A 15,314-nucleotide genomic window follows, 5' to 3' on the forward strand; every position below is an offset into this window, starting at 1 on the left:
GAAGCCGGGCGAAGCGGCGAAGCTGGGCGCGCAGCCGACGTGGGCGGACATCGCCGACCGCGCGGCCGGTGGCGAACTGCGGTACGGCATGGCGGATCCGCACGTCTCCGGCAGCGGGATGGCCGCGCTGATCGGGGTGGCCACCGCGGCGGCCGGAACCGGGGCGGCGCTGCGGCCGGAGGACGTCCGGTGCGACCGGATCCAGGGCTTCCTCGCCGGCCGGGCGTTCGACGCGGCCGACGTCGCCGAGGAGTACGTGCGCCGCGAGCCCGAGGCCGGCGGCATCGTCGCGCCGGAGTCGGCGGTCCTCGCGCTCAACGCGTCGGGGCGGCTGCGCGAGCCCCTCGAAGTCGTCTACCCGCGGGACGGGATCGTGCTCGCGGACTACCCGCTGATGCTGCTGAACCCGGACCGGCGCGCCGCCTACGACCGGGTCGTGCAGTGGCTGCGCGCCCCGGCGGCGCAGCGGGCCATCATGGACCGGACGTTCCGGCGCCCGGCCGATCCGGCGGTGCCGCGCACCGGGCCGCTGGCGACGCCGGTCGGGAACCCGCTGTACTTCCCGGACCAGCAGGAGGTGCTCGACCGGCTGCTGCAGGCCTACGACCGCGCGGGCACCGGGCGTCAGGTGATCTTCGTGCTGGACTACTCGCTGTCCATGGCCGGGCCGCGGGTGGCGGCGCTGCGCCGGGCGTTCGCCGAGCTGACCGGGTTCGACCGGTTCTACGCCGGCGAGACCGTGACGATCATCCGGTTCGCCGGCGAGGTGCTGGAGGAGCGCACGGTCACCGTGTCCCGCCGGGAGGACGCCGACGCGCTGCAGGCGGTCGTGGCGTCGGCGGACCTGCGGCCGTACACGGCGATCTGGGCCGCGCTCGAGCACGCCTACCGGCTCGCGAAGCCGGGGGCGTCGATCGTGCTGATGACCGACGGCGAGAACAACGCCGGCCCGGGCCTGGACGCGTTCCTCGCCGGCCGGCACGACGCCGGGCCGGCGTTCGCGATCCGGTTCGGCGAGGCGAACCCGGCCGAGCTGGGCCGGGCCACCGCCGCGACCGGCGGGCGCGTCGTCGACGGCACCGCGGAATCGTTGACGGAGGCGGTGAAGGAGCTTCGTGGATGTCGATAGGGCCATGCTGTGGTCGGTGCTGGGCTGGTGGGCGTGGGTCTGGGCGGCGACCGTGCTGGCCGCGGTCCTGACACTGGTGGTGCTGGTGCTCGGGGTGCTGCGGCGCAGCCGTCCGGTGATCCTGCCCGGCCTGCCGTTCTACCTGGACGAGTCGCGGGTGATCGAGCTCTGCCAGCAGGGCGGCTACGGCGACATCGCCAAACGGACCATCCGGGAGTTCGTCAAGCGGAACACCGACGGTTCGTTCGGGTTCACCAGCCAGTGGTTCAAGCTCGGCCGCGGCGCCAACCGCGGGCACGAGACGGAGACGAGCTACGACGTCCACGTCACCGCGAACACGCTGCTGGGCCTGGCGTTGCAGTCCCTGGAGGCTCAGCACGGCGTCGTGCACGCGAACCTGACGGCCAAGTCGGTGCAGGGCGACCGGGCGTGGCGCCGGACGCGCTCACCGCGGCTGTCGGAGGTCCACGACGGCTACGTGGTGGTGCAGGGCAAGTTCACCGTGACCGAGGAGTCCGGCGACGAGGTCGTGCTGCACGCGCGGATCGGGCGGCACGACGCCCGGGTCCGGGTGGCCTGCCACGACGGCCACCTGCGCCGCAAGGAGGTACCGCGGGGCGAGTTCAACGCGCGCTGCCTGGGCAAGAGCCAGGCGTGGCGGCCGGACAGCGGCGAGCTGGTCATCCTGCCGCTCGCGGTCCTCCAGTAGCCTCACGCCGGCGGCTTGAGGTCCTTGCAGAGCGCGGTGGGGAACTTCGGTTCGACGGCCAGGATTTCGGCGCAGCCGCCGCCCTTCGCCCCGGCGAAGGACGCCCAGTAGGTGCCTGCCCAGCGGTAGGCGACCCGGGTCGGGGGCTGGCCGCTGTGCCGCTGCAGGTCGTGGACCAGCCAGTTCTGGTCGCAGGCCCGGGTGGTGCCGGGGTACTCGGCCTCGGCGCTGAACTCCAGCTGCGCGATCCACGCCTGGTCGCAGTGGTCGGCGGGCGGTTCGCAGCCGAGGCGCTCGTCGCACTTCTTCCAGCCGCCGGACACGAGCCCCCACGTCTCGCCGACGTTGACGATGAACGGCCGCTTCCCGATCGGCGCGGCCGTCTTGATCGGGAAATCGGCCGGCGCCTGCGGGCAGTGCGCGCCCTCCCGGGGCCGGAAGAGGATCTCGGCGTCGATGCGGTTCTCGGCCTCGGTGACCCGGGCGTGCGGCGCTTCGGCGCAGGTGGGAAGGTCGAGGTGCAGCACCGCGCTGCGGTCGTCGGGGCCCGGCCGGACGTCGGTGACCCACGCGAGCTGCTCCGCCGGCGGTGCCGACGACGGGACCGGCTGCGGCGCCGGTGACGGGGCCGGCTGCCCCGCCCGTGGTGCCGGTGGCGGGACCGAGGTGGTGCCCGGCGTGGCGGTGCTCTGGTACGGGATGTCCAGCGCCAGCAGCAGCCAGAACGCGAGCAAGCCCGCGGCGAGCACCCCTGTCGTCCACAACGCGGGCTTGACGAATCGTGACATCGAAGCTCCCCCCTCAATGTTCCGGAGGGAGCCTATCCGACCTCGGAACCCGCCTCAGCGGCCGTAGCCCTCGGCGGCCAGCACCTTCCCGATCTGGTCGTAGACCGCCGGGTCGTCCGGGGCGACCGTGCCGAGGCCGTCGACGTAGCGGTTGAACATGCAGAACGCCGCGGCGATCAGGACCGTGTCGTGCAGTTCGACGTCCGTCGCGCCTTCCGCGCGGGCCGCCTCGATCAGCTCCGGCGTCACGGCGCGGCCGGTTTCGCGGGTGGCGAGGGCGATCCGCAGCAGGGCCTTGATCTTCTCCCCCACCGGCGCGTCGTCGACCCCGACACAGGCCGCTTCGACGACGGCGCGGCCGCCGTCGAGGGTCTCGGCCGCCGCGGCGGCGTGGCTGCCGTGGCAGAAGCGGCACTCGTTGCCGTTCGACACCACCGCCGCGATCAGTTCGCGCTCGCCGACGGTGAGGCTGCTCGGGCCGCGCAGCAGGGTCTGCGCCAGGTGGTTGAGCGGGACGGCGGTTTCGGGCCGGAAGGCCATCAGCGACCGGATCCCGGGCAGCTGCGGGTCGAGCGGGATGTGCGGCATCGGTTCCTCCTGGTGGGAGCGAAAGATCCTCCTGCGCAGTCTTCCGGCCGACGGCGGCCCGGCCAACCTCCGTGTTGCCCAACCGGGCCACCGCCGCACGCCTCAACCGATCGCGAAATCGTCCGCGTGGACGGCACTTTGGCCGTACCAGCCGTGGACGTACACCGTCACCGCGCCGGAAGCGCCGGTCGTGAACGGCACCGACAGCCGGGTCCAGCCGCTGCTGGAGGTCCACGCGCTCGCGGTGGCCCCGCCCCGGACGCCGACGTAGGCGTAGCTGCCCTGGACCCACGCCGTGAGCGTGTAGGAGTGGTTCGGGGCGAGCGTCACGTTCTGCGCCGCTTCGCCGGTGGCCGACGCCGAGGGCGTCACCTGCAGCGCGTGGGTGCCCGAATGCGCCGGGGAGGCCACGACCGTGTCGCCGGGCGCGGTCCACGGATCCAGCGCGCCGGTCTCGAAGCCGCCGTTGACCACCCCGCCCGCGGGCGGGGTGCCGTTGACGGTGAGGGTGAAGGTCGCGCTGTGGCTGCCGGAGGCGGCGGTGCCGGTCACGGTGAGCGGATAGATGCCGGGGACAGCGGCCGAGGTGGTGCCCACCGAGAGCGTCGCGCTGCCGCCCGCGGTCACCGAGCCGGGGCTGACCGACGCAGTGACGCCGGCGGGTGCGCCGGTGACCGCCAGCGTGACCTGCTGGGCGGCGCCGGACGTGACGGCGGTGCGCACGGTCGCCGACGCCGAGCCACCCGGGTCCACCGCGGCCGACGCGGGGTTCGCGGCGAGCGAGAAGTCGTTGCCGGGCACGGAGGTGCCGCCGGTGAAGGGCTCGAAGGCGTGGCTGAAGAACCAGGTGTCCTGGGCGATGCCGGAGCAGTTGTCGGCCGCGGCGCCGCCGGGGCAGCTGCCGTTGTCGCGTTGCAGCGCCCAGAACGACAGCGTGTTGATGCCCTTGGCCACGGCCCAGTCGTAGACGGTCGTGGCGTCGGCGGTGGTGAAGGTTTCGGCCGGGCCGAAGTCGTCGACGCCGATCATCTCGGTGACCCCCACCATCGCCCACAGCTGCGCCTGGGTCTTGCCCGGGTAGAGCGTGCCCAGCTGCGCGACCAGGCCCGCCGCGGCGGTCTGGGTGTCGGTGGCCATCCGGTGGGTGGCGTTGTCGTAGTAGTCGAAGGTCATCAGGTTGACGACGTCGACGCGGGTGCCGTTGGCGACGGCGTTGCGCAGCACGTTCAGGCCGCTGTCGGCGAGGCCGCGGGTGGTCGTCGGGAGGGTGTAGGAGATCTGTAGCGGGCGCCCGGAGGCGGCGGCCCGGTCCTGGACCTTCTTGAGCGCCTTGTTGCGGCGGTCGATCCCGGCCGAGTTGGTCAGCGAGTTGTCCTCGATGTCCATGTCGAGCCGGGGGACGTCGTAGGTGGTGAGCACCGACTCGTAGGCCGCGGCGATCGAGTCCACGTTCGTGCAGCTGTCGGCGATTTCGGTGCCGGTGTTGTCGGCGGTGTAGCCGCCGAAGGACGGGATGACGTCGCCGCCGCGGGACCGGATGGTGGTGATGTCGGGCCCGAAGACGCCGGTGGCGACCGGCATCCCGGTGTCGCCGTTCCAGTACACGGTGCAGGAGCCCTTGGTGGCGGCCTGCAGGAACGCCATGGTGAGGTGCTGGGCCCCGGACTGCTGCGCCAGCGCGGCGGGGCTTTCGCCGGTCCAGGCTTCGAAGTACGGCGCGAAGACGTGCGCGGGCAGCGGGGTGGCGGCCTGGGCGGTCCCGGCCGCGGCGACCAGGGAACCGGCCGAGAACGCCGCCACGGCAAGGAAAACGGACAATCGGGAGAAAGGTCTGCGTCGACGCATCTGCGCTCCTGGGCCGGGCGGGAGCCGTGCGGCGGCGTGGCACGGCGGGAACGCTTTCAGGATTGGACCAGACCAATCACCGCGTCAAGGTCCAGACCACTAAACCGGCCGGACGGCGGCCGCGATTGCTCGCGAGCGAAACCGGGCGCGCGAACACACGTGGTGAGCAACGATCGCGACAAAAACGTTCCAACTCTGCGGGATGGCCGGTAGCGTCCTGGTCCATGCGGGTGACGTGGGGGAAGAATGGACAACGCAGAGTGACCAAACCGTGGCGAGCTGCCCCGAAGGCCGCCCTCTCCAGCCCGCTGACGCTGATCGTGGCGGCCGTGACCTCGCTGCTGGCCTGTTTCCTCGGCACCGCCGCGGTGCTGCAGGCGTCCGCGGCCGGCGGCGCGGCCGTGCGGTACCAGACGGGCATCACCTGCCCGGACAGCTACGGTCCGATGTTCGGCAAGGGCAACATGCCGGTCAAGGACATCCCGGCGGTGACCGGCGCGATCCAGCGCCACGCCGCCGCGCACGGGTTCGGCACGCCCGTCGTCGGCCAGTTCACGAACGTGCTGCGCGGGACCGAGTTCAACGGCGACCCGCACTACAAGGTCCGGCTCGGCTACCGCGACCAGGCCGGCCTGGACAACCTGTCGCTGCAGCAGGGCAGCCGGGCACCCGGGCTGTGGCTGGGCAACGTGGTGGCCGACGCCGAGCACATCGGGGTCGGCACGAAGCCGAGCCTGCAGGGCATCCCGCTGCCGCCGGTCACCGGCATCTACCGCGACCTGCTCGACCCGCCGCCGCGGTGGTGGTGCTCCCAGCAGTCCGGGGCCGTCATCGACCGGCTGGTCGACGACCCGATCGACGCCATCGTCTTCGCCACCGACCGTAAGACCTTCGACGACGCGATCAAGGCGATCGGGCTGCCGACCATGCAGTACTTCCACGTCTCGTTCTACGAGCCGGCGCCGACCACGCTGAGCGCGGCGGAGGACCTGCTGCAGCGCTCGCAGGACCTCGTCGCCGACGTCCGCGCCGATCTGACGGCCCAGGGTCTCGGCTCGCTGATCGCCGCCGACGTCCCGACGTTCCAGCGCTCGGTGCAGATCTCCCGCCAGGCGCAGAACAACGTGTTCGTCTCGATCCTGCCGCTCGCGCTGATCAGCGTCCTGGTCGGCTGCGCCGGCCTCGGCACGGTGGCGCTGCAGTGGTACCAGCGGCGGCACGCGCAGCTGCGGCTGCTTTCCGCGCGCGGCAGCGGCCCGGCGGCGCTCGGCGGGCTCGCCGTCGCCGAGCTGGGCCTGCCGATCCTGCTCGGCGGGGCAGCGGGCGCGGTCGCGGCGCGGCTGCTGCTCGGCGTGTACGGGCCGCCCGGCGCCCCGGATCCGGCGGCCGAGCTGCGGGCCGCCGGCGTCGCCGCCGGGACCCTGGTCGTGTCGCTGGTGCTGCTGGCGCTGGTCGTCGCGGTGCGGGTGCACCGGGAGTTCGAGCTGGGCCGGGTGCGCCGCGGCGGCCGGCGGGTGCGGCTGCTGGCGTACTTCCCGTGGGAGCTGGCGACGGCGGGCATGGCGTGGCTGGGCTGGACGCGCCTGGCGCACTACGGCACGACGTCACGGCTGGGCAATCCCCTGCCGCAGGTGGATCCGCTGGCGCTGACCTACCCGGTGTTCGTGGTGCTGACGGTGGGGCTGCTGACCGCGCGGCTGGCGTGGCTGGCGCTGCACGCCTCGCACCGGGCCCGGTTCTGGTCGCGCCCGGCGCTGCAGCTGGCGATCCGGCGGCTGGCCGGTGCCCGCGCCCCGGTGACCGGGGTGCTCGTCATCGGCACCCTGGCCATCGGGACGCTGGCCACCGGGATCGGCATCGCCGACGGCCAGGAAGCGGCCCTCGACACGAAATCGGCGATCTTCGTCGGCAGCAACGCCCGCCTCGACACCGACAGCCCGATCGGCATGGGCCAGGTCGCGATGCCCGCGTCGCTGGCCGGGACCAGCACGGTGGTCGGCGAGCTGACCGGGACCGGCAGCGTGGTGCTGGTGGTCGACCCGGCGACGTTCGCCCGCGGCGCCGCGGTGGAGCACGTCCCCGGCGACGACCTGGCCGGGCTGTTGCGGAAGATCTCGCAGCCCGACCCGCGCGGCACGCCGGTGATCCGGGTCGGGCACACGGCCAAGCAGAACGCCAAGCTGCCCGACGACCTGCCCGACGCGGTCGTCGCCGGTGACCTGCCGGTGTTCCCGATGATCGGCACCTCCCCCGGGTACGTCGTCTCCCGCACGGTGCTCAGCCACGCGCAGCTGGACGGCATTCCGAAGTGGAGCGTGCTGACGACCGCCCCGATGGCGGAGGCCACCACGGCGCTGCGCGCGGCGGGGGTGTTCATCCCGAACCGGATCAGCCGCGAGTCCGCTTTGGACGGTCTGCCGTTCTTCGTGGTGTCGTGGACGTTCTCGTTCGTGGCGCTGCTGGGCGCGGTGCTCGGGGTGGTGGCGATCCTGGCGCTGCTGGTCGCGGTCGAGGTCCGGCGGCGGCAGAACGCCCTGGCCGGGGCGCTGGTGCTGCGGATGGGCATGCGGCCGCGGACGCTGCTGGCCAGCCACCTGATGGAGCTGGGGGCGCTGAGCGGGCTGGCGATCGTGGTCGGGGTCGTGTGCGGGGTTTCGGTGGCGGGGCTGTCGGTGCCCCGGTTCGACCCGGCGACGTTCCTCGCGCCGCGGTCGGAGCTGCCGGATCCGCTGCCGTTCGTGCTGACCGTCGTCGTGATCGGCGTGGCGGTGGTCGCGCTGGCCGGCTGGATCGCGGTGCGCTCGGTGCGCACCGCCCGGACCGCGGAGCTGATCCGTGCCTGAGAAGCCCATCTTTTCCCTGAGCGGCATCGGCGTCGACTACCCGACGCCCGCCGGGGTGGTCACCGGCGTCGACGACGTCAGCCTCGACGTGCCCGCGCGCGGGATGACCGTGCTCGCCGGGCCGTCCGGGTCGGGCAAGTCGACGCTGCTGCGGGTGCTGGGGCTGTTCGAGCAGCCCGCCCGCGGCACGCTGACGTTCCAGGGCGCCGACGTCCGCAAGCTCAAGCATCGCGAGCGGCGGGCGTTGCGGCGCCACCACCTGGGGCTGGTGTTCCAGAACCCGAGTGACAACCTGCTGGGCTACCTGACGGTGGCCGAGAACCTGCAGGCCGCGGCCGAGGCCGCCGGGACCGAGTGCAACGCCGACGACATCCTCGGGCAGCTGGGCCTGCACGGCACCGGCGGCTGGAAGATCGCCGCGCTCTCGGGCGGCCAGCAGCAGCGGCTGGCGTTCGGGTGCGTGCTGGCCGCGCGCTCGACGGTGATCCTCGCCGACGAACCGACGTCGCAGCTGGACGAGGCGTCGGCCGACCTGGTGCTGGACACCCTGCAGTACCTGGTGGACCAGGACTTCGCGGTCCTGGTCGCCTCGCACGACGAACGCCTGATCGACCTCGGCGCACGGGTGGCCCGCCTGCACAAGGGCGCGCTCGAAGGCGTCGAAGAACGGGAGCCACCGGCATGACACTCGTGGAAGCGGTCGGGCTGCGCCGCAGTTTCGCCCACCCCAGCGGCGACATCGAGGTGCTGCGCGGGCTGGAACTGCGCGTCGGCGCCGGCGAGCTCGTGACGGTCTCGGGCCGGTCGGGCTCGGGCAAGAGCGCCCTGCTGGCGCTGCTGTGCGGCTTCGACTCCCCCGACTCCGGCTGTGTGCTGCTCGACGGCGTCCCGATCAGCGGCGCGCCGCCGTGGCACACGTGCGCGGTGCTGCCGCAGGCGCTCGGGCTGGCGAACGAGCTGACGATCGCGGAGAACGTCGCCCTGCCGCTGCGGCTGCGTTCGGACGTGCCGCGCCCGGCGCCGTCGGCGATCGCCGAGCGGGTCACCGGCCTGCTGGACGAGCTGGGCATCGGCGAGCTCGGCGACCGCTACCCCCTGGAGGTGTCGTTCGGCCAGCAGCAGCGGGTGGCCCTGGCCCGCGCGGTGGCGGGCCGGCCACGGGTCCTGCTCACCGACGAGCCGACGGCGCACCTGGACGCCGGCTCGACGCCCCGCGTCCTGCGGCTGCTGCGCCGGTGCGCTGCGGAGGGCGCGGCGGTGATCGTGGCGACCCACGACGAGGAGGTCCACCGCATCGCCGACCGCCGCGTCCGCCTGCTCGACGGCGTGCTCACCGCCCTGCTGGACTGACCGGACTCCCCGAGTCCGGCGCCCCGGCGTAGTCAGGCAGCTCGACCCCGTTGATCGCGCGCTCGATCACCGGGGTGAGCGCCTCCATGTCGAGCTCGGTGTCCGCGGCCGCGTCGCGGCTCTGGACGTGCAGCCGGCCGATTTCCTGGTTGGCTTCGACGTACGGGCGCATCCGCGTCTCGTAGGCGGCGAACCCGGTGTCGGGGTCCCACCCCGCGGTGGCCAGTTCGCCCGCCAGCAGGTAGGCGCCGACCAGGGCCAGTCCGGTGCCGCCGCCGGACATCGGCGACGAGCAGAAGGCCGCGTCGCCGATCAGGCCGACCCGGCCCGCCGACCAGCGGTCCATCACCACCTGGGCGACCTGGTCGAGGTAGAAGTCCGGGGTGTCGTCCAGGTGCGCGAGGATGCGCGGGGTCTGCCAGCCGAAGCCGGCCATCCGCTCGCGCAGCAGGTCCTTCTGCGCCTCGAGGTCGCGGTGGTCGACGTCGAAGCCGTCCGCCGGGAAGGACAGCATGGCCATCGCCCGGGTGGGGTCCTTGAGGGGCCGCAGGCCGGCCGAGCGCCCGGACGCCGGGTCCTGGTAGTCGATCATCCAGCGGTCGATCCCGAACTCGTTGGGCACGCTGTAGAAAGCCAGCACCATCCCGAGGTGGCGGACGAACCGCGCACGCGGCCCGAAGACCGTCGCGCGCAGGGCGGAGTGCAGCCCGTCGGCGCCGATCACCAGGTCGAAACGCCGCTGGCCACCGCCCGCGAAGGTGACGTCGACCCCGTCGGCGTCCTGGGCGAGCTCGGCGATCCGGTCGCCGAAAAGGTATTCGACGCCGTCGCGGGTGTCGTCGTAGAGCACCTGCGACAGGTCGCCGCGCAGGATCTCGATGTCCGCGATGAACCCGTCGCCGCCGTCGTCGTCCGCGCTGAACGTCTCCAGCACGTTCCCGTCGGCGTCCACGGTGTGCGCGCCGGCGGTCTCGGTGCGGGCCGCGCGCACCGCCGGCTCCAGCCCCATCCGCCGGATGACCTCCTTGGCCACCCCGCGCGCGTCCACCGCCTGCCCGCCGGGCCGCAGGCCGGGTGCCCGCTCCACGACGGTCACCTCGGCTCCCCGTCGACGCAGCCAGTGGGCCAGCGCGGGCCCCGCGATGCTCGCTCCGGTCACCAACACCCTGTTGCCGCTCATCGCGGTATCCCCCATCGCCGTCCGGATGACGGTCCGGAGTCTAGCCGCGGTGGCCGCGCCGGCCGACCAGGAATCGGGATTCGCCGATCGGCGGGCCGCGCACAGCGTGGCCGGCGTCTGGTCCTAACTGGACTGATCGAGCGCGGTGGCCCGGCTGACCTCCTCCCAGGCGGCCAGGTCCGCCGCGACGGCCTCGTGGTGGGCGCGGATCGCTTCGACGGCGTCCGCGCCCAGCGCGAGCCGCAGCGGGGCGTCGGCACTGCCCACCGCGCGGACGATCGCCGCCGCGGCCTTGGCCGGGTCGCCGGGCTGGGTGCCGTCCATGTTCTCGACCGCCGCGCGCGTTCCGCCGGTCGACACCGCGTAGGCGTCGATCGTGCGGGAGCGGTGCATGCGCCCGCCGCCGAACTCGGTGCGGAACGCGCCCGGCTCGACGATCAGCACCCGCACCCCGAACGGCGCGACCTCCGCCGCGAGGGCCTCCGAGATGCCTTCGAGCGCGAACTTCGTCGCGCAGTAGGCGCCGTAGCCGGGCGGGGACAGCTGCCCGCCCATCGAGCTGATCTGCACGACCGTGCCGCTGCCCTGCGCGCGCAGGTGCGGCAGGACCGCCTTGGTGACCGCGACCGCGCCGAAGAACATGACCTCCATCAGCGCGCGCAGTTCGTCCATGGTGAGTTCTTCGACCGCGCCGACCGAGCCGCTGCCGGCGTTGTTGACCACGACGTCGATCCGGCCGAACGCCTCGAGCGCGGCGTTCACCGCCGTGTCGATCTGCCCGGCGTCGGTGACGTCCAGGGCCGCGGTCCGGAGCCGGTCGCCGCCGTGTTCCCGCAGTCCGGCCAGGGTTTCCGGACGGCGGGCGGTGGCCAGCACGCGGTCGCCCGCGGCGAGCGCGGCCAGCGCGATCTCGCGGCCGAAGCCGGCGGAGCAGCCGGTGATCAGCCAGACGCGGCCGTCGGTGTTCGTCATTTTCCGTGTCCTCCCAGTGCTTTCCTCCCTTCCATCCTGGGGACGGGCCGGGCCGGGGCGCCAGCACCGATGTCCTGCCGCGGCTACAGTCGGAGCCTGTGACCCCCGAGTTGCGGCAGCTCCGCTACTTCGTCGCCGTGGCCGAGGCGACCAGCTTCACCCGCGCCGCCGCCGGGCTGCACCTCGCCCAGCAGTCGCTGTCCCAGCAGATCACCGTGCTCGAACGCGCTCTCGGCGTCCGGCTGTTCGACCGCGACGCGCGCGGGACGCGGCTCACCGCCGTCGGCCGACTGTTCCTGCCCGAGGCCCGCGCGGTGCTGGCCCGCGCCGACGAAGCCGTCGCGACGCTCGGGCGGGCGGTGCGCGGGGAGATCGGCGACGTCCGGCTCGTCTTCCTCGCCACGACGGCGAACTACCTGCTGCCGCCGGTGGTGCGCGCGGTCCGGGAGCGGCTGCCCGGACTGACCGTGACGACGGCCGAGGCCTCGATCGCCGAGCTCGTCGAAGGGCTGCGCGAGGGCCGGTTCGACCTGGCGTTCACCCGTCCGCCGCTGGTGGCCGACCTGGTGTCCCGGACGTTGCTGACCGAAGAGGTGTGCGCGGTGCTGCCGGCGGAACACCCGCTGGCCGGGCGGGCGTCGCTGAAGCTGGCCGACCTGGCGGACGAGCCGTGGGTGCTCACCCCGCGTGGCAGCTGGGAACCGTGGCACCGCGGCTACGACGACGACTTCGCCGCGGCCGGCTTCACCCCGCGGGTGGTGCAGCGGGCCACCACCGTGCAAGGCCTGCTCGGGCTGGTCGCGGCCGGCGTCGGGGTGACCCGGCTGGCCCGCTCCTCGCACAGCCTGCGCCGCACCGGCGTGGTGTTCGTGCCCCTGGACGGCGAGGTCGCCCGCACGGACCTCGTGTGGGTGCCCGGCAACGACACCCCGGCGGTCCGGGCGATCACCGAGGTCGCGGTCGCCTTGGCGGCGGCCACCGACCTGACCCAGGCGGGCTGACCGCTTCCGGTGGCTCCCGGGAATTCCCGCGGCAGTCAGCCGAGGTAGTAGTCCTTGCGGGCGGCGACGAACTCCTCGACGGTCAGAGGGCGCTTCCCGGTGATGCGCTCGACGTCGGCGGTGGCCCGGTCGTACCGGTTTTCGCGGTGCAGCCGGGCCATGGTCGCGATGTGCTGCTCGGTGTGCGGTGGCAGGCCCGCCTTCGCGAGCACCTCGGTGCGCCACCACTCCAGGGGGACGTCCACATAGGTCACCGTGCGGCCGAGTGCCTCCGAGAACTCCCGGGCCACTCCCGCCAGGTCGAGCGTTCGCGGTCCGGTCAGTTCGTACACCTTCCCCGGGTGCTCGCCGGGTTCGCGCAGGATGGTGGCGACCACTCGGGCGACGTCTTCGGCGGCGACCGGCGAGGTGCGTCCGGTCCCGAACGGCAGCGCCAGGGTGCCGTTCTCGCGGATCGACCGCGCCGCGAGGGTGGTGAACAATGGGTTGTCGAGGAACGCCGTCGGGCGCACGTGTGCCACGGGCAGGCTTGACCAGTCGAACACCCGCTCGGTCAGCCAGTGCAGCCGTTGCTGGTGGGATTCCGCGGTGCTGGTGGCGGTCATCTGCGACACCGTCATCTGCGACATGTCCACCAGGACGTCGAGGTCCGCGTGCTCCTTGGCGACCGTGGCCGTGATGGTCGCCGCCAGCAGCTGGTCCGGGGACACGCTGAGGCCGAAGTACACCCGGCGGACGCCGTCGAGCGCGGCCGCCACGGTGTCGGGCCGGGTCAGGTCGCCGGTGACGACCTCGGCACCCCGGGCCCGGACCTCGGCCGCGCGGTCGTCGTCGCGGCGGACCAGGACGCGGACCGGCACGTCGTGCGCGCGCAGCCGTTCGGTGACGCGTCGGCCGATGCCGCCGGCGCCGGTGACGAGAACGAGGCCGTGATCAGTCATCGGTGGCTTCCCGTGGTCAGCTGTGGACGGGGGTGGGGGCCTGTGCGCGGCGAGCCATCCAGCCGAGGAGCCGGACCAGGTGGCGGCGGGAGAGGAGCCTGCCGAGCAGGGTCAGGGAGCGGCTGTTGGTGACCACCGACGGGGGCGCGGACCGGCGGTCGAGGGTGTCGAGGGCCATGGTGACGACGTGTTCGGGGGTGGCTCGCTTGGTGCCGAGGTCGGCGGTCTGGGAGCCGGCGGCGTCGAAGAACTCCGTTTGCATGGCGCCGGGGTTGACGGCCAGGACGCGCAGGCCGGTGCCGCGGGTTTCTTCCCAGAGCGCTTCGGTGAAGCTGAGGACGAAGGCCTTGGTGGCGGCGTAGACGCTCATGTAGGGGATGGGCTGGAAGCCCAGCAGGCTGGCGACGTTGATCAGGATGCCGGTGTCGGCCGCGGACAGTGGGGCGAGGTACGCGCGGCTGAGGTCGACCAGGGCGCTGATGTTCAGCGTGATCATGCTCTGCAGGCGATCGGGGTCCTCGTCGGTGAAGGCGTCGTGGGTGCCGAAGCCGGCGTTGTTGACCAGTCCGGTGGCGTGGATGCCGCGGGCCTCCAGTTCGGCGCGCAGGGTGCGGCCGGCGTCGGGGGCGCCGAGGTCGCGGGCGATGGTGGTGATGGTGACGCCGTGGGCGGCGGTGAGTTCGGCGGCGAGGGTTTCGAGCCGGTCGGCGCGGCGGGCGACCAGGACGAGGTCGGCGCCGCGGCGGGCGAGCTGGCGGGCGAATTCGGCGCCGAGGCCGGAGCTGGCGCCGGTGACGATGACGGTCTGGCGGTGGTAGTCGACGTTGCTCATGTCTTCACCCTACGCACTTACTTGCACTGAGTGCAAGTAAGTGCATGGTGTGATGTGACGTACCATGGGTGCATGGCCGCCAAACCTCTTCGGGAACAGACCCGCACCGTGGTCCGCTCGCTGCTCGCCCGGACCGCGATCGAACTGTTCGCCGCGAAGGGCTACGACAACACGACCCTCGACGAGGTCGCCGCCGCCGCGGGCGTCTCGCGGCGGACGCTGTTCAACTATTTCCGCAGCAAGGAAGACCTGGCGCTGAGCAGCCTGGCCGAGCAGGGCGAGCTGATCGCCGCGCGCCTCGCGCAGCGCCCGGCCGAAGAGGACCCGTGGGTCGCGCTACGCGCGGCGTTCGGGGTGCTCGAGGAGATCGACATGACGGCCGAGCGGCGGCTGGAGTTCATCACGCTGCTGTTCGGCAACGACTCCCTGCGCGCCGGCCACGCCGAGAAACAAGCCCGCTGGCAAGACCTGTTCGCGCCGCTGATCGAGCCGCGGCTTCCCGACCCCGAGCACCGCACCCTCCAAGCCCGCGCGATCGCCGCCGCGGCGATCGTCTGCCTGCAGGTGGCCAACGAGGAATGGGTCCGCCTGAACGGACAGGCCGACATGCTCGACCTCTACGACACCGCCGTCCGAGCCATCCGCCACCCCTGACCCGGTCAGAAGGTCTTTGCGGCATCTCGGGCGGCTTCGTGGGCGATCCGGCCGAGTTCGCCGGCGTCGCCGGTGAGGGTGGGGTGGAGGCGGATCTCGGTGACGTCGTCGATGCCGGTCCAGTTGAGCCAGCCGGTGAAGAACGGCGCCTGGAAGTCCGCGCCGAACTCCGGCCCGAGCCCGGGCGCCCACACCGCGCTGGTGTAGATGACCGCCGCGCGCTTGCCGCGGCCCGCCAGGAGGTGCCGGTAGCCGTCGACCGGGTCGACGCCGAAGATCCAGCCGGGCTGGGACACGACGTCCACGAACTGCTTGAGGACGTACGGCACGCCGGAGTTCCACATCGGCACGCTGAACAGGATCCGGTCGGCGGCGTCGAACCGGGCGAACGCCGCCCGCGCCGCGGCCCAGGCGTCGGCCTCCTCGCCCTGTGGGGTGCCGCCGCCGAAGACGGTCATCTTGGCGCCGGCCGCGGCCGGGCC

The 15,314-nt window shown here is 73.1% G+C and carries 15 protein-coding genes; 7 read left to right on the forward strand and 8 right to left on the reverse strand.

The features are described from left to right. On the forward strand, positions 1-1,129 hold a 1,129-nt coding region (locus CCN39_RS16020), incomplete at its 5' end, for a VWA domain-containing protein (protein WP_086842795.1). Beyond that, a complete protein-coding gene (locus CCN39_RS16025) occupies positions 1,116-1,838 on the forward strand; it encodes a hypothetical protein (protein ID WP_143264052.1) in 723 nt (240 codons plus the stop codon). The genes CCN39_RS16020 and CCN39_RS16025, both read left to right, overlap by 14 nt. A gap of 2 nt (positions 1,839-1,840) precedes the next feature. Here the strand turns inward: CCN39_RS16025 and CCN39_RS16030 are convergent, their stop codons facing one another. From CCN39_RS16030 to CCN39_RS16040, 3 genes are all read right to left on the reverse strand, one after another. Then, positions 1,841-2,626: a hypothetical protein gene (locus tag CCN39_RS16030; protein WP_086842799.1), complete on the reverse strand. Its 786-nt coding sequence runs from the start codon at positions 2,624-2,626 to the stop codon at positions 1,841-1,843. 54 nt (positions 2,627-2,680) lie between these two features. Further along, positions 2,681-3,214: a carboxymuconolactone decarboxylase family protein gene (locus CCN39_RS16035; RefSeq protein ID WP_086842801.1), complete on the reverse strand. Its 534-nt coding sequence runs from the start codon at positions 3,212-3,214 to the stop codon at positions 2,681-2,683. Positions 3,215-3,316: 102 nt separating this feature from the next. Then, positions 3,317-5,032: a glycosyl hydrolase family 18 protein gene (locus CCN39_RS16040; protein ID WP_086842803.1), complete on the reverse strand. Its 1,716-nt coding sequence runs from the start codon at positions 5,030-5,032 to the stop codon at positions 3,317-3,319. A gap of 287 nt (positions 5,033-5,319) precedes the next feature. Here CCN39_RS16040 and CCN39_RS16045 point away from each other — a divergent pair, with 287 nt between their 5' ends. Genes CCN39_RS16045 through CCN39_RS16055 form a run of 3 tightly spaced genes read left to right on the forward strand, consistent with a single transcriptional unit; the run spans position 5,320 to position 9,252 of the window. Next, on the forward strand, positions 5,320-7,902 hold the full coding sequence (locus CCN39_RS16045) for an FtsX-like permease family protein (protein WP_086842805.1): 2,583 nt from the start codon (positions 5,320-5,322) through the stop codon (positions 7,900-7,902). Continuing rightward, positions 7,895-8,587 (forward strand): ABC transporter ATP-binding protein, encoded by a 693-nt coding sequence (locus tag CCN39_RS16050; RefSeq protein WP_086842807.1) that lies wholly within the window; start codon positions 7,895-7,897, stop codon positions 8,585-8,587. The genes CCN39_RS16045 and CCN39_RS16050 overlap by 8 nt, the downstream gene beginning before the upstream one ends. Beyond that, a complete protein-coding gene (locus tag CCN39_RS16055) occupies positions 8,584-9,252 on the forward strand; it encodes an ABC transporter ATP-binding protein (protein ID WP_086842810.1) in 669 nt (222 codons plus the stop codon). The genes CCN39_RS16050 and CCN39_RS16055 overlap by 4 nt, the downstream gene beginning before the upstream one ends. Here CCN39_RS16055 and CCN39_RS16060 read toward each other — a convergent pair. Then, positions 9,233-10,432, reverse strand: a complete 1,200-nt coding sequence (locus CCN39_RS16060; protein ID WP_167455106.1) for an FAD-dependent monooxygenase — start codon at positions 10,430-10,432, stop codon at positions 9,233-9,235. The two genes, CCN39_RS16055 and CCN39_RS16060, sit on opposite strands and share 20 nt — an antisense overlap. Positions 10,433-10,555: 123 nt before the next feature. Further along, the gene (locus CCN39_RS16065) at positions 10,556-11,404 is read right to left on the reverse strand and encodes an oxidoreductase (RefSeq protein ID WP_086842812.1); all 849 of its coding nucleotides are present in this window, start codon (positions 11,402-11,404) and stop codon (positions 10,556-10,558) included. Between the two features lie 98 nt (positions 11,405-11,502). Between CCN39_RS16065 and CCN39_RS16070 the strand changes: the two genes are divergently transcribed. Continuing rightward, a complete protein-coding gene (locus tag CCN39_RS16070; RefSeq protein ID WP_086842814.1) occupies positions 11,503-12,405 on the forward strand; it encodes a LysR substrate-binding domain-containing protein in 903 nt (300 codons plus the stop codon). A 35-nt stretch (positions 12,406-12,440) separates the two neighbouring features. Here the strand turns inward: CCN39_RS16070 and CCN39_RS16075 are convergent, their stop codons facing one another. Both CCN39_RS16075 and CCN39_RS16080 read right to left on the reverse strand, forming a co-directional pair. After that, positions 12,441-13,346 (reverse strand): NmrA family NAD(P)-binding protein, encoded by a 906-nt coding sequence (locus CCN39_RS16075; protein ID WP_086842815.1) that lies wholly within the window; start codon positions 13,344-13,346, stop codon positions 12,441-12,443. 16 nt (positions 13,347-13,362) lie between these two features. Then, positions 13,363-14,178, reverse strand: coding sequence for an SDR family NAD(P)-dependent oxidoreductase (locus CCN39_RS16080; protein ID WP_086842817.1), 816 nt, complete (start codon positions 14,176-14,178; stop codon positions 13,363-13,365). A 72-nt stretch (positions 14,179-14,250) separates the two neighbouring features. Between CCN39_RS16080 and CCN39_RS16085 the strand changes: the two genes are divergently transcribed. Further along, on the forward strand, positions 14,251-14,832 hold the full coding sequence (locus CCN39_RS16085; RefSeq protein ID WP_086842819.1) for a TetR/AcrR family transcriptional regulator: 582 nt from the start codon (positions 14,251-14,253) through the stop codon (positions 14,830-14,832). A 5-nt stretch (positions 14,833-14,837) separates the two neighbouring features. Here CCN39_RS16085 and CCN39_RS16090 read toward each other — a convergent pair. After that, a partial coding sequence (locus tag CCN39_RS16090) for an NAD(P)H-dependent oxidoreductase (RefSeq protein ID WP_086842823.1) occupies positions 14,838-15,314 on the reverse strand: 477 nt, incomplete at its 5' end.

This window comes from Amycolatopsis kentuckyensis (assembly GCF_002155975.1).
GTDB classification, from domain to species: domain Bacteria; phylum Actinomycetota; class Actinomycetes; order Mycobacteriales; family Pseudonocardiaceae; genus Amycolatopsis; species Amycolatopsis kentuckyensis.